Raw genomic sequence first — 11,886 nt, forward strand, 5'->3', positions numbered from 1 at the left:
GAGATTGCAGAGCATTACGTCTTACCTATAAGGCGAACCGAGCGGATTTACCCACGAGAAGTTCGGTCAAAGCCGCAAAAATATGCGCGAAAAAAATGCCAGTCAGCTCTTAACTGACTGGCATTAGCCTTTGGGCGACCTTTTTTATTGGTTTAGATTGATCATCATTATGGTTGTTTTAATACCGAAATGGTCGGCTGTATGAAGCTTTTTGAAGCCATGTTTTTCGTAGAGTGCAATATTCATAGGTTCAGCTTGAAGATAGAGGTTTTGTACATCAAGTGCTTGAGCCACTGTTTTGGCACTTTGAATGAGTTTAGAGGAAAGCCCTAAGCCACGAAATGTTGAAGCGATAAAAATACCTCCAAGCCAATGCGTATATTCCGGAAAGTTTTTATTCTCGCGGTATTTTAGCTCGGCCACGCCAGCAAGTTTTTCATCAACAAATAGCACTAAACTCAAGGGGATCTGGTCTTTATTTCCTATCTTTTGCAGCACTATTTCATGCATATATTCACGTGTAATATTTTCATCGTGCGCGCCCCATTCATTGTAATACCACTCTGCAATTGCATGTGATACTTCGGGTACGTCGGCAAGATATTTTATGGTGATGTTCTGGTCTATAAGCATGATGAAGTTAATTGGTTTAGGTGAACTTGTGCGCTTGCTTATGAAGGGGTACATTCAGGCAAGCACTTAGGAATTTATATCATGAAATTACACGACTTTGCTGATGTTTTAAATTTTTGGTTTAACGAACTTACGCCGCAGCAGTGGTTCGCTAAAAGTGACGCGCTAGATGCAACCATTACTCAGAAGTTTGGTGACATGCTGGAGGCAGCAGCACAGGGTGAGCTATGGCAATGGCGCAGCACCGCACGCGGGCGCTTAGCGGAAATTATTGTGCTAGACCAGTTCTCGCGCAATGTATATCGCGATACGGCTGCTGCATTCGCACAAGATGCGATGGCTTTAGTGCTCTCGCAAGAAGCTATTAGGCTGGATTGTGATAGCGATTTTAATGCCGCTGAAAAAGCTTTCTTGTATATGCCTTATATGCACAGCGAGTCGGCGGTTATTCACCGGCAAGCTGTTGAATTATTCAATCAACCAGGCTTAGAAAACAATTACGACTTTGAGTTAAAGCATAAGGAAATTATTGATAAGTTTGGTCGATACCCTCATCGAAACGCACTATTGGGGCGCGAATCAACTGCGGCCGAGCTGGCATTCTTGCAAGAGCCAGGGTCGTCGTTTTAATGAAACGTTCCATTTTCATCGGTGTTGATGTTTCTTGTGCTGTGAAAAAGCGTATTCCGATTGTATTCGCTGAGAAGCGCGAAGGGCGGTTGATTCCGTTGCCAGTGAAAGCGTCGCCGTTTCAGGCTCCGTATGGGCATGGAAATAAGCTAGTTATTGAGCATGACTTTAATGTGGATTATGCGAAGCGGGTGCGACAGTACGTTAATGACGTGTGTAACTATTATGAGGCAACGCCGCAGCGTATTGGTATAGACTCGCCGCTGCGCCCACGCGCTGAAAAACTCGACTATCGCATCGCTGAACGCGAGTTAAACCGAGCCGGTATTCGCTGCTATAAAACGCCTTCCAAAACTGAATTTGATGAAATTATAAGCAAGGTGCGTCATCATTTGTCGCAGGGTGGCACTGTTTCACGTATTCCTCATGCCATGCAACTGTGGATGCTAGCAGGGTTTGAGATTTCCCGAGAATTGGCGAATGTTGCCCCGATTATTGAGACGTTCCCACAGGCTAATATTCGCAGGCTGATACCCAACGTGCCACATAAAAGCGGAAAGGGCATACCTCAACTACAATTAGAAGCGATAGCCCGCCACACCAACTGGCCCGCTACCCAAGCCGAATGGGCGCAGTTAAAACAGATTAGTGCGGGGGGCACCCACGATCAGGTCGATGCATATAGCGCCGCGTGGGTTGCAAGTTTAAGTGATGACGAAATTGATATTTTGGGTGATATTAAACAAGAAGACGCCATTTGGATGCCTTCTAAAACGTTGGTTGAGAATAAATAAGGACATAGTGTTATGAAAAGTAACAAGATTAGCCTTACCGAATACCTGAAAGGTGGCTTTGCGTACGGCTTGGGCTGGTTGTTGGCCGTTGGTTACGTATTAGCGTTTGTCTTTGCTGTTGTGCTCATTTTTTGCGGTTACAAGTTCTTTACTGTAGCGGCAGATCAGCAACTGTTTTGGGGCGTTTGTTTTATTGTCAGCTTATTTGTTCAAGTTGCTACGAAGCTGTGGATTTTTATGCTCACCAATCACAACCACGTGATGCACGAAATACAACAGCTGAAAAAGAACGTTAAGAAATAACTTACGAACTGAGCCCTAAGGCAAACTTAACGGCTTGTTCCGCATGAATTTCGGTGGTGTCGTAAAGCCGCACTTTCGTGTCGCTGCTGTTAATTAAGAGGCCTATTTCGGTGCAGCCGAGAATCACGCCTTCGGCGCCGCTGTGCGCTAACGAATCGATAATTTCCAGGTAATCCGCTTTTGACTTTTTATTGGTTTCTCCCAGGCATAACTCATTAAAAATAACCGAATGCACGCGGTCACGCTGCTTAGCATCGGGCACCACAACACAAATGCCGTAGTCTTCAATCCGCTCGCGATAAAATGTTTGTTCCATCGTAAACTTGGTACCCAGCAAACCAACGGCCTTAATGTCGTCGTTCTGCAGCGCTTTCGCGGTGGCGTCGGCAATGTGCAGTAGGGGCACATTCACCGCCAATTCAATTTCAGGGGCAACTTTGTGCATGGTGTTGGTGCACAACACGATAAAATCAGCACCGGCCGATTCCAATGCTTGTGCAGCTTCGGTGAGAATATCGGCAGTGCCAGCCCAATCGCCCGCATGTTGTAACGGTTCTATTTCGGCAAAATCAACGCTATATAGAATAAGCTTCGCGGAATGCAAACCGCCGAGCTGTTCGCGCACTTTCTGATTGATAAGTCGATAATAGGTTTGCGTAGACTCCCAGCTCATTCCGCCGATTAAACCGATTGTTTTCATCTGCCCCTCGCTTGCTTGCTACAAAGCACGAGCGCGAAAGCGCTTGCCTTTGATTTTATCGTTGTTGATGAGTGATAAAGCGTGCTTTGCTGCGGCGGTTTTAACCGCCACAAATGCCCAATTTGCTTGAACCTTGATCTTACCAATGTCGGCCATGGTTAATTTGTTGTCGCGGGTAAGCGCGCCAACAATATCACCTGGGCGTAACTTGTCTTTCTTGCCGCCGCTTAACTGCAGGGTAACCAATTCAGATTGCAGTGGCTTGCGGTCTGCGGCCGGATGCGGAAGCGGCTGCAAGCGAATCAAATCGGCAAAGCTGTCTTCTAGCAAGCGCATTTTATAATCGTCGTGCACACCGATTAAAGTCACCGCAAGGCCTTCAGCACCGGCGCGACCGGTACGCCCAATGCGGTGCGTGTGAGTGTCTAAGTCATGTGCCATGTGCAAGCTGATCACCAAATCCAATTCGGCAATATCGAGGCCGCGCGCGGCAACGTCGGTTGCGACCAAAACGCGGGCGCTGCCATTACTAAATTGCACCATGGTTTGGTCGCGGTCTTTTTGCTCTAAATCGCCATGCAAGGCAAGCGCACTAAACCCTTTCGCTTGTAACTTATCGGCAATGCTCTGGGCTTCGGCTTTGGTATTACAAAACACCATGCAGTTGCTGGGTTGTTGATCCAGCAAAATTTGTTGCACTGCCTGCGCTGCTGACGTATCGCCAAGATCATAAAAGCGTTGCGTGATTTTAGGCTCGGCCTGTGCCGAAGCCACCTTGATATTGCTGGCGTTTTTGGTGATGCGCTGGGTCAGCTGAGCAATACTTTTCGGGTACGTTGCACTGAATAATAAGCTTTGGCGGGTTGCCGGTGTTTTCGTCACAATGGCGTTTAGATCGTCTTGAAAACCCATTTCTAACATCCGATCGGCTTCATCTAAAACCAGTGTATGCAACTTTGAAAAATCGATGCGTGACTGACTCAAGTGATCAAGAATTCGGCCTGGCGTGCCCACCACTACATGTGCGCCATGCTCTAACGATGCCACTTGCGCGCGCGCTGGTACCCCGCCGCACAACGTGAGCACCTTTACGTTAGCCATGGACTTGGCCAGCCCGCGAATTGCCTCGGCGACCTGCTCAGCAAGCTCACGGGTAGGGCATAGCACGAGCGCTTGCGGCGCAAAATGGCTTAAATCCAGCTTCGAGAGAATGCCAAGTGCAAAGGCAGCCGTTTTACCTGAACCGGTTTCCGCTTGAACCACCACATCTTCGCCGCGCAATATAACCGGCAAGCTAAGCGCTTGCACCGGTGTCATTTGCTGAAATCCAGCCTCTTGCAAGCTGCTTAACAAAGCGTCAGAAAGCTTGAGTTCAGTAAAATGGCGTAAAGCGGGTGTTGGTTCAGACATGTTTATAGGTCACTTTTAGGAGTAATTATCAGGAATATTAAGGACTTCAGAAATCAGTCCTGATTATAGCAGAGTTTTGGTGTTGGCATGTTGTGGTTGTTTTATTTCCTACAAAGCAATGCAATTGACGCATACATATGGTGGGCTTAGTTTAATGGTATCTACAGATTCGATTTAACTTGCGCTAGTTGTCAATTGACAACCTTGTTGGCATGGACTAAGATTTTTAGGGATGATGCGGGCAATATGGCACGAATAAAGCATTCAAAAAAAGAAATTGAAGCAGCCCTCGTCTATGCAGAGAGTTTGGGATGGACGATCGAGGTTGGTGGCTCTCATGCGTGGGGAAGAATGTACTGCCCCTTTAATGATAATGAATGCCGGTGCGGAGAGTTTTGTATTGCAAGTATTTGGAGTACACCAAAAAGCCCTGCTAATCATGCCAAACAGATTAAAAGAGTCGTCAATAATTGCATTTCGCGTCCTGCTTCTGAGGCTGAGGAGTAAAATATGAAAGAATTTGATTTTACGCTCAAGTTTGCATTTTCTGAGGTATCTGCAGATGCCCAAGATTATCTTGCCTTACTTTTTGAGGCGGGTTGTGATGATGCAATTGTTGGTATTGGTAAGCAGGGTAGAGTGGCTCTGCAATTTTCTCGGGAAGCTAAAGATGCTTACGGCGCAATTAGCTCAGCTATAAATGATGTGAAAAGAGCGATCCCTAATGCTCGGCTTATCGAGGCGACCCCCGACTTTGTTGGGCTATCTGATATCGCGAAGTTGCTAGGATGCTCGCGGCAATATATTCGGAAGCTGATGACAGAAAATGAAAGTTTCCCGTTACCTGTTCATTCAGGAAAAACTGAAATCTGGCATCTATGTCGTTTCCTCGACTGGTACGAAGTCGAACACAAGAAGCAGGTTGAGTATACGGTAAGAGAAGTTGCGTCAATAAATATGCAAATCAATTTGGCAAATGAGCTATCTCAGCTGGATTTAGAAACCCAACATCGCGTTGTTCCTTAACCTATTAAGTAATAAACAAATTGGATATAAACCGTATCAAGGAACGTGCAGTGCTCAAACTTATAATCCCGAATGCTCGCCTACAGGCTAGTTACATTGACTACATTGAAGAGCTTGGCAGTGAAGAACGCTATCCGTTTCCACTAGACTTTGATCATCGTGATTTTGCCGCGATGTTGGCGCGTGTTGAAGGCTTTCGTACAGGTGCCAGCGTGCCGCCCGGATTTGTCCAAAGCTCAACGTTTTGGTTGGTGGAAGGCAATGAAATATTGGGGTGTACCAATATTCGGCATCGACTAAACGCTCAAATTGAGCACTGTGGCGGACATATTGGTTTGAGTATTCGTCCAGCGTTTCGTGGCAAAGGTTTGGGTAAAGCATTGCTAGAATTCAGCCTTGATAAGGCCCGCGAGCTAGGTATTACCAACATTCATATTCATTGCCATACGGATAATGCAGCTTCCCGCGCCATGATAGAAGCCTGTGGTGGTATTTTAGATTCCCAAATTGAAGTTGATGGAAGCCATGTAAGCCGCTATCTCATTGCGCGGATATTAGTTTCCTAAAGAGGTGCTCGTGCTCACTATACGAAAATTTCAAAATGGCGATGAACTGGCGTTGCGAGAAATCTTCTTTAATACAATCAGAAACATAAATATTAAAGATTATTCAGAAGCTCAAGTTCACGCTTGGGCTCCTGAGAGCTATGACGCATCCGCGTGGCATGAACGTATTAGCGCCATGAATCCTTTTGTGGCGCTTTTAGACGGTGTCATTGTTGGTTACGCGGACATTCAAGATGATGGCTATATCGACCATTTTTATTGTCATTGGAATTATCAAGGTGTGGGCGTTGGTAAAAGCCTGATGAAGGAAATACTGGCGACCGCGAAATCAAAAGGAATCGAACGACTGTATTCACATGTAAGCATTACCGCTAAACCATTTTTTGAACGTATGGGCTTTACTGTTGTTAAGACCCAGCAAGTCAACGTTCGTGGCCAGCTGCTAACAAATCATGTGATGGAAAGGCGAGTTTAAAAAGTGCCTTATGATAAAAACTATGGACTTGCTCTTATGCCGATTATCGTGATTGCAATGGGCTATATTGCTGCTGTTGGCTATGCGAGTCTCGAAACCCAATTGCCAGTACAGATATCCTGGACTTTCGCTCTGTTAAGCGCCATCACGTATTTATTTTATGCTGTTGATAAACGTGCCGCTCAGAACAGCAAGCAACGCACACCCGAAAACGTTTTGCATTGGCTTTCAGTTCTTGGTGGCTGGCCAGGTGCACTTATTGCACAGCAGCAATTCCGTCACAAAACACGCAAAACTTCGTTTCGCGTGGTGTTTTATTTAACAGTAATAGTTAACGTTGCTGCGGTTAGCTATCTTGCGCTAGGCGGTCACGAGTTCTGGTTATGGATAGGTAAGTAGACGTGCGTGACCATTTCGTGCTCTGAAACTTCCGGGAAAAAACTCACGCGTTCTAAGGTTATCGGGAAATCTCGCAGTTCGTAGCCGGAGTGAGTTATCCAATCAGAGACGAGAAATTGGATAGCTTCGCCTAAGGTGTCGTCGCTTCCGATGTGCTTAATCATGGCGTAGGAACCTGCTGGAATTTTCTTATTCACAATACCAAAGTTTTCATCAGAGACTTTCTGATCAATAGAGCATCCAATATCAAAGCGATAGTTCTCAGGTACTGTTGTCGCCGGGTCGTCGTAGATAAAGTTGAACGTTCTACTTTTACTTGGTGGTAGCTTATTTAATTTTCGCCATGTAATAAATCTTGCTAGCGTTTCACCTAATTTATTCGGTAAGCCACGATGCTCAATAGCTGCTACGAGAATTTCCGGCAATTCAATTACATCCACTTGAAAGCGATTTTCTTGCGACATCGTCTGCTTCCTTAACTTTATGACAGGGTCATAGCTTGACTCCCAATGAGTCCAATTCGGCGACGCTCTGAATTCTGATGGAGACATTCCGAAGTGTTTTTTGAACGCCCGCGAAAAGGCTGCGTTACTTTCATAACCGCAATCGATAGCAATCGAGAGTATCTTATTATCTGCTCGGAATGCCAATTGATAGGCGGCTTTTTTTAATCGAAGTAATCTGACGAGCGACATAACGGGCACTCCGAAAACAGCGGAGCATTGTCGATGAAAGTGAAACTTAGATATATGAGCGACTTCACACAGTGTCTCTACGTCTATGGCACTATCAAGATTGGACTCGATAAAACCGATAACCTTCGTAAAGCGTTCTTGATAATTTGCCAATGCGAATCCCCCTATGTGTATTAGCCGCACTGTAAACTCATTTTTGAACGGAGTCTTGACCGAACTTGCTCAATTTATAACTTTTGCGACCCCGCGAGTGCGGTTAGTACTGGGTTATATGTTACTTTTCCCGTGTATTTTTTTATATAAATTCGGCGTTATTTCTGCCAGTAAGATGCGACGTATGATTGTTCGTATCGCTTTTTGGAGAGCCAATCAGGCAGACGTGGAAACACTTGCTGAAGCCTTTGTAAAAAAGCGTATACCTGCTTTAATGAGCGTTGAAATGATGGTTTCGCTGGAACGCCACCGACAACGCGGTGACCGTATAGTTATTGTATCGGCGTCTTTATCGGTTTACCTCAGGCATTCGCCTAGAGTAAGCATCTTTGGTGAATATCTTCTCCTGCAGGTTGATGGTTGTCTCAACCTAAGTGTCGTGCCAAAAGTGAAATAAAATGCGGTATGCGTCGCTCTAGGGTAGAATGTACGTTCTTATCACTATTTGAGTTGCACATTTATACATGACTTTTTCTGAACTCGGACTTTGCCCTGAAATTTTAGCCGCCCTTACACGCCAAGGTTATACCGAACCAACACCTATTCAAGAACAAGCAATTCCAGCGGTACTTGCTGGTAACGACGTGATGGCCGCCGCACAAACCGGCACCGGTAAAACTGCAGGCTTTGCTTTACCGATTCTAGAAATGCTCAAAGGCAACGAACGTGCCAAGCCCAACACAGCACGCGTACTTATTCTGACACCTACGCGTGAATTAGCCGCGCAGGTTGCTGAAAGCGTTGCGACATACGGTACCGATTTACCGTTAAATTACGCGGTCGTTTTTGGTGGCGTGAAAATCAATCCGCAGATGATGAAGCTGCGCAAGGGCGTTGATATTCTAATCGCCACGCCAGGGCGCTTGCTGGACCTTTACCAGCAGAACGCCATTCGTTTCCCGAAACTGGAAATTCTGGTGCTGGATGAAGCTGATCGTATGCTTGATATGGGCTTCATTCACGATATTAAGAAAATTATCAAAGTATTACCGGCGAAGCGCCAAACGTTGATGTTCTCAGCGACGTTCTCTAGTGAAATTCGTACGCTTGCGAAAGGCTTGGTGAACAACCCGGTAGAAATCTCCGTGGCGCCACCAAATTCCACGGCAGAGCGCATTGAGCAAACCATGTATGCGGCGCAGAAAAGCCAAAAGCCACGCATGCTCATGCAGATACTTCGTAACCTAAACTTACCGCAAGTAATAGTGTTCTCGCGCACCAAGCACGGCGCGAACAAGCTTGTTAAGCAGCTTGATGCGGATGGGTTTTTGGCGTCTGCCATTCACGGCAATAAAAGCCAAGGTGCTCGCACCAAAGCGTTGGCCGAATTCAAAGCGGGTAAGGTGCAGGTGCTTGTAGCGACTGATATTGCCGCGCGAGGCCTCGACATTGAAAAGCTGCCGTACGTTATCAACTACGATTTACCGCAAGTTGCTGAAGACTACGTGCACCGCATTGGCCGTACAGGCCGTGCAGGCCAAGTTGGCCATGCAATTTCTTTGGTCATGGACGAAGAGTTCAGAACGCTTAAAGCCATTGAAAAGCTGATAGGCCAGCCTATTGAACGCCATAAATTGGAAGGTTTTGCAGACGTTGTGCTTAACGGCAGAACACCTGCACCTGCGCAAGGGCAGCGCCAACCGCGTCAGCCACGTCGTCAAGGAAGTTCTCAGGGCCGTGGTGCTGCGAAACCTGCTGGTGGCAATAAGCGCCGCAGTGGTCGGGGTGATTCGTAACCTCAGCTTGAAATAGCGCGGCAGTGCCCGAATGCAGTTATGTGTTGAGCATTTGTCGCGTTAATTGTCTGATAGCCCCATATCTATATGAGCCACAATATAACCATATTCTTTCTTTGAAAGATTCCCACTTTCGTATTCATTTTTAGCAAGTTCATGATCCCAAGTCATACCAGACGGCGCTTGAGGAATGGTCGTATCCAGTTCGAGTAGATACTCTTGCTCTGGTTCAAGGCTGTGGCCTTTTTCGACCGCACTTTTGGCGCAATGACTTAAAGCATACTCAACGGCGAATTTATCTACGCTTGGCATGCCCACAAATTCCACATTGCAGCCCAAAACGCGATTGCCTGAACTGTTCTTGTAATAGAGCTTTCCAGTTGTGCACGCCGACAGCATAAGAATTGAAACGATAAAAACAAAATATTTGTGATTCAAACTCATTCCTTATTCATCCAATAATTTTTTAGCGCTGCTCTACCTTGGGCTTTCCATAAATCCAATCTAAACCTTGGATCAAGGTAGTGGGAAATGCGGTGGCATGCTTTGCATCTTCGATGATATTGAACTTGAGCGTGACAGATCCACCGGCTTCGGTAACAATTTTGTTCTTCAGTTTGGTAGCTCCGGCAACCATATTCTGCTTTTCTCCAAACTGCGGACGCTCAAGGCTTCCAACTGAGATATAGACTTTAATGGGGCTGCGCGATTCAGTCGGTTTTAAGCTCAATAAATCATGGTTATTAAACCAAACTGATGGACTACCAAGCACATAACTACTGAACATAGTCGGGTGTTTAAACAGTATATAAGCACCAAACAACCCACCTAAAGAGTTTCCTACGTAGGTACGCTCAGTTGCGCTGACTCGATAATTATCCGCCATATATGGAAAAACTACTTCTCGTATGAAAAGCGCATGCCCCTCAGCATTACCAGTGGGCAACTTCCAATCATCTGCGCGGCTTGGAGTGTAGTCTCGAATTCGGCTCGATGCGCCATTCGCCCCTTTAGAGTATGACAAGCTGACAATAAAGGCTTCTTCCATTGCTCCGCTATTCATCGGGAATCGTGTGGCACCAGACGCTATTTGAAAGCTATACATGCCATCGGTCAGGTAGACAACGGGATAGACCTTATTGGTATTAGACCTATATGAGCGTGGCGCCTTAATAAAAACTGGATAAATGAGTTTACTCGCGGGGTCGGTTAACTCAACTGTCTCGCTTCTTGGGATTTCGACGGCGTCCGTGGCGAAGGTTACTGGGCAGTATATGAATAGGATGAGTACCCAAACTAACTTCATTATTGATTTCCTATCAGCTTGAGCAAGGCGCTCAGAATGGTTAACGTACTTAACCAGTTTTCACTCTTGCATTCAATAGCTTTTAGCTCGACCTCTATTGCTATCAATGAATAACCTTTTGCTTGCGTCCGCTGAGAGCGAGAACCAGACCTTCGGGCTTATGCCTAATTCAAATAGCATATCGTCTCCTTGTCATTGGTTAGTTTGGGTGACGCGAATCAGGTACAGCACAGTTATTTCTAAGTTACTGCGCGTATTCTTATTGTTTTGTGTATTTAAGTTGTTTACTGTCAATGACATAACGCAAAATTAAAGTTTAATAGTGTGCGCCTGTTAGAATGTAACTGAGCATGTTTACATTACTTTTGTTCATTCAGAGTATTTGAATGTCGAAACGGTCGTTAGATCAATAAGTTAAAAGTCAGAACCTATCAATTTAACGAATTACAAAGTGCGCACGCGCAATATACAAATGTTAGCAGGTACAGGGAGTTATGAGCGCAATTCAGATTTTAGAAGAAAAACTGCTCGGAAATTTCTACTCATTGTTCAGGGTTGGGTACGCCTACGACTTATACTTCAGTAATTTTTGGCTGATAGCTAACAATGTCACTTGTTCAGATGAAGAGAAATTGAATGAACAATTACTGGCGACTTATAGCCCTGCTAGAGAAGCTGTTGATAAAGAGGATGTAGCGAAGAGCATTATACTTGCGTCAACTCTTCAAAAGCGCGTTACCGGTGTAGCACTTTTACCAGATTCAAGCCTTGAGCTTCTTTTTGAAAACGGAATAACGTTATTATTTCCAACCGACACTGAAGTTGTTGATTGGCACTGGGCGCTGAACGAATCTAGCAAAGATCCTTACCATGGTGTTACCGGCAGTGTAAAAATGACCCCCTAACGGCAATTGAAAATTGACCCCCTGAAGTAAACTAGCGGTTTTTCTCAAGAGGCCGCTTTCGATGTTAACTCAGGAGATGGTTGTGACCATTAAAG

Annotated in this window: 17 protein-coding genes and 1 pseudogene; 11 read left to right on the plus strand and 7 right to left on the minus strand. The window is 45.6% G+C overall.

The genetic code is table 11. The annotated features are described in order from the left end of the window. Positions 1 to 144: 144 nt before the first annotated feature. Complete coding sequence (locus tag EGC76_RS11600) at positions 145 to 687, minus strand: GNAT family N-acetyltransferase (protein WP_246013975.1); 543 nt, start codon at positions 685 to 687, stop codon at positions 145 to 147. A 27-nt stretch (positions 688 to 714) separates the two neighbouring features. Between EGC76_RS11600 and EGC76_RS11605 the strand changes: the two genes are divergently transcribed. Genes EGC76_RS11605 through EGC76_RS11615 form a run of 3 tightly spaced genes read left to right on the plus strand, consistent with a single transcriptional unit; the run spans position 715 to position 2,360 of the window. Next, positions 715 to 1,263: a DUF924 family protein gene (locus tag EGC76_RS11605; protein WP_128353166.1), complete on the plus strand. Its 549-nt coding sequence runs from the start codon at positions 715 to 717 to the stop codon at positions 1,261 to 1,263. Further along, on the plus strand, positions 1,263 to 2,057 hold the full coding sequence (locus tag EGC76_RS11610) for a DUF429 domain-containing protein (protein ID WP_128353167.1): 795 nt from the start codon (positions 1,263 to 1,265) through the stop codon (positions 2,055 to 2,057). Before EGC76_RS11605 ends, EGC76_RS11610 begins: the two co-directional genes overlap by 1 nt. A 12-nt stretch (positions 2,058 to 2,069) precedes the next feature. Then, positions 2,070 to 2,360, plus strand: coding sequence for a DUF6768 family protein (locus EGC76_RS11615; protein WP_128353168.1), 291 nt, complete (start codon positions 2,070 to 2,072; stop codon positions 2,358 to 2,360). 1 nt (position 2,361) lies between these two features. On the opposite strand, the gene EGC76_RS11620 is transcribed toward EGC76_RS11615, so the two are convergent. Together EGC76_RS11620 and dbpA are read right to left on the minus strand one after the other, a co-directional pair. Beyond that, a complete protein-coding gene (locus EGC76_RS11620; protein ID WP_128353169.1) occupies positions 2,362 to 3,060 on the minus strand; it encodes an aspartate/glutamate racemase family protein in 699 nt (232 codons plus the stop codon). Between the two features lie 18 nt (positions 3,061 to 3,078). Continuing rightward, positions 3,079 to 4,470, minus strand: coding sequence for an ATP-dependent RNA helicase DbpA (gene dbpA, locus EGC76_RS11625; protein WP_128353170.1), 1,392 nt, complete (start codon positions 4,468 to 4,470; stop codon positions 3,079 to 3,081). A 246-nt stretch (positions 4,471 to 4,716) separates the two neighbouring features. Between dbpA and EGC76_RS11630 the strand changes: the two genes are divergently transcribed. From EGC76_RS11630 to EGC76_RS11650, 5 genes are read left to right on the plus strand one after another with little or no spacing between them, the layout of a single operon-like run. After that, complete coding sequence (locus EGC76_RS11630) at positions 4,717 to 4,977, plus strand: hypothetical protein (protein ID WP_128353171.1); 261 nt, start codon at positions 4,717 to 4,719, stop codon at positions 4,975 to 4,977. A 3-nt stretch (positions 4,978 to 4,980) separates the two neighbouring features. After that, positions 4,981 to 5,496, plus strand: coding sequence for a helix-turn-helix transcriptional regulator (locus EGC76_RS11635; protein WP_128353172.1), 516 nt, complete (start codon positions 4,981 to 4,983; stop codon positions 5,494 to 5,496). 50 nt (positions 5,497 to 5,546) lie between these two features. After that, positions 5,547 to 6,062: a GNAT family N-acetyltransferase gene (locus EGC76_RS11640; protein ID WP_128353173.1), complete on the plus strand. Its 516-nt coding sequence runs from the start codon at positions 5,547 to 5,549 to the stop codon at positions 6,060 to 6,062. A 10-nt stretch (positions 6,063 to 6,072) separates the two neighbouring features. Then, complete coding sequence (locus EGC76_RS11645; RefSeq protein WP_128353174.1) at positions 6,073 to 6,537, plus strand: GNAT family N-acetyltransferase; 465 nt, start codon at positions 6,073 to 6,075, stop codon at positions 6,535 to 6,537. Between the two features lie 36 nt (positions 6,538 to 6,573). After that, complete coding sequence (locus EGC76_RS11650) at positions 6,574 to 6,936, plus strand: DUF1294 domain-containing protein (RefSeq protein WP_128353175.1); 363 nt, start codon at positions 6,574 to 6,576, stop codon at positions 6,934 to 6,936. Here the strand turns inward: EGC76_RS11650 and EGC76_RS12010 are convergent. Together EGC76_RS12010 and EGC76_RS12015 are read right to left on the minus strand one after the other, a co-directional pair. Beyond that, on the minus strand, positions 6,906 to 7,400 hold the full coding sequence (locus EGC76_RS12010; RefSeq protein ID WP_246013976.1) for an AraC family transcriptional regulator: 495 nt from the start codon (positions 7,398 to 7,400) through the stop codon (positions 6,906 to 6,908). The genes EGC76_RS11650 and EGC76_RS12010 overlap by 31 nt on opposite strands. A gap of 75 nt (positions 7,401 to 7,475) precedes the next feature. Beyond that, positions 7,476 to 7,814, minus strand: a pseudogene (locus EGC76_RS12015) (helix-turn-helix transcriptional regulator); the annotation flags it as partial. A 25-nt stretch (positions 7,815 to 7,839) separates the two neighbouring features. On the opposite strand from EGC76_RS12015, the gene EGC76_RS11660 reads away from it, so the two are divergent. Next, entirely contained in the window at positions 7,840 to 8,241 is a 402-nt protein-coding gene (locus EGC76_RS11660; protein WP_164876839.1) for a haloacid dehalogenase-like hydrolase, read from the plus strand. Positions 8,242 to 8,308: 67 nt separating this feature from the next. After that, a complete protein-coding gene (locus tag EGC76_RS11665; protein ID WP_128353178.1) occupies positions 8,309 to 9,580 on the plus strand; it encodes a DEAD/DEAH box helicase in 1,272 nt (423 codons plus the stop codon). A gap of 60 nt (positions 9,581 to 9,640) precedes the next feature. Here the strand turns inward: EGC76_RS11665 and EGC76_RS11670 are convergent, their stop codons facing one another. Next, complete coding sequence (locus EGC76_RS11670; RefSeq protein WP_181950965.1) at positions 9,641 to 10,024, minus strand: hypothetical protein; 384 nt, start codon at positions 10,022 to 10,024, stop codon at positions 9,641 to 9,643. A 22-nt stretch (positions 10,025 to 10,046) separates the two neighbouring features. Continuing rightward, a complete protein-coding gene (locus EGC76_RS11675; protein WP_128353180.1) occupies positions 10,047 to 10,886 on the minus strand; it encodes an alpha/beta hydrolase in 840 nt (279 codons plus the stop codon). Positions 10,887 to 11,380: 494 nt separating this feature from the next. Between EGC76_RS11675 and EGC76_RS11680 the strand changes: the two genes are divergently transcribed. Further along, positions 11,381 to 11,791, plus strand: coding sequence for a hypothetical protein (locus EGC76_RS11680; RefSeq protein ID WP_128353181.1), 411 nt, complete (start codon positions 11,381 to 11,383; stop codon positions 11,789 to 11,791). The last annotated feature ends 95 nt before the right edge of the window (positions 11,792 to 11,886 follow it).

The sequence above is a fragment of the Pseudidiomarina gelatinasegens genome (assembly GCF_004025325.1).
GTDB classification, from domain to species: Bacteria; Pseudomonadota; Gammaproteobacteria; order Enterobacterales; family Alteromonadaceae; genus Pseudidiomarina; species Pseudidiomarina gelatinasegens.

Bases quoted from the DNA above. Each gene is read 5' to 3' on its own strand.
- EGC76_RS11605 (WP_128353166.1), top strand. From the start codon at position 715: ATGAAATTACACGACTTTGCTGATGTTTTAAATTTTTGGTTTAACGAA.
- EGC76_RS11600 (WP_246013975.1), bottom strand. From the start codon at position 687: ATGTACCCCTTCATAAGCAAGCGCACAAGTTCACCTAAACCAATTAAC.
- EGC76_RS11610 (WP_128353167.1), top strand. From the start codon at position 1,263: ATGAAACGTTCCATTTTCATCGGTGTTGATGTTTCTTGTGCTGTGAAA.
- EGC76_RS11630 (WP_128353171.1), top strand. From the start codon at position 4,717: ATGGCACGAATAAAGCATTCAAAAAAAGAAATTGAAGCAGCCCTCGTC.
- EGC76_RS11635 (WP_128353172.1), top strand. From the start codon at position 4,981: ATGAAAGAATTTGATTTTACGCTCAAGTTTGCATTTTCTGAGGTATCT.
- EGC76_RS11665 (WP_128353178.1), top strand. From the start codon at position 8,309: ATGACTTTTTCTGAACTCGGACTTTGCCCTGAAATTTTAGCCGCCCTT.
- EGC76_RS11670 (WP_181950965.1), bottom strand. From the start codon at position 10,024: ATGAGTTTGAATCACAAATATTTTGTTTTTATCGTTTCAATTCTTATG.
- EGC76_RS11620 (WP_128353169.1), bottom strand. From the start codon at position 3,060: ATGAAAACAATCGGTTTAATCGGCGGAATGAGCTGGGAGTCTACGCAA.
- EGC76_RS11615 (WP_128353168.1), top strand. From the start codon at position 2,070: ATGAAAAGTAACAAGATTAGCCTTACCGAATACCTGAAAGGTGGCTTT.
- dbpA (WP_128353170.1), bottom strand. From the start codon at position 4,470: ATGTCTGAACCAACACCCGCTTTACGCCATTTTACTGAACTCAAGCTT.
- EGC76_RS11675 (WP_128353180.1), bottom strand. From the start codon at position 10,886: ATGAAGTTAGTTTGGGTACTCATCCTATTCATATACTGCCCAGTAACC.
- EGC76_RS11680 (WP_128353181.1), top strand. From the start codon at position 11,381: ATGAGCGCAATTCAGATTTTAGAAGAAAAACTGCTCGGAAATTTCTAC.
- EGC76_RS11650 (WP_128353175.1), top strand. From the start codon at position 6,574: ATGCCGATTATCGTGATTGCAATGGGCTATATTGCTGCTGTTGGCTAT.
- EGC76_RS12010 (WP_246013976.1), bottom strand. From the start codon at position 7,400: ATGTCGCAAGAAAATCGCTTTCAAGTGGATGTAATTGAATTGCCGGAA.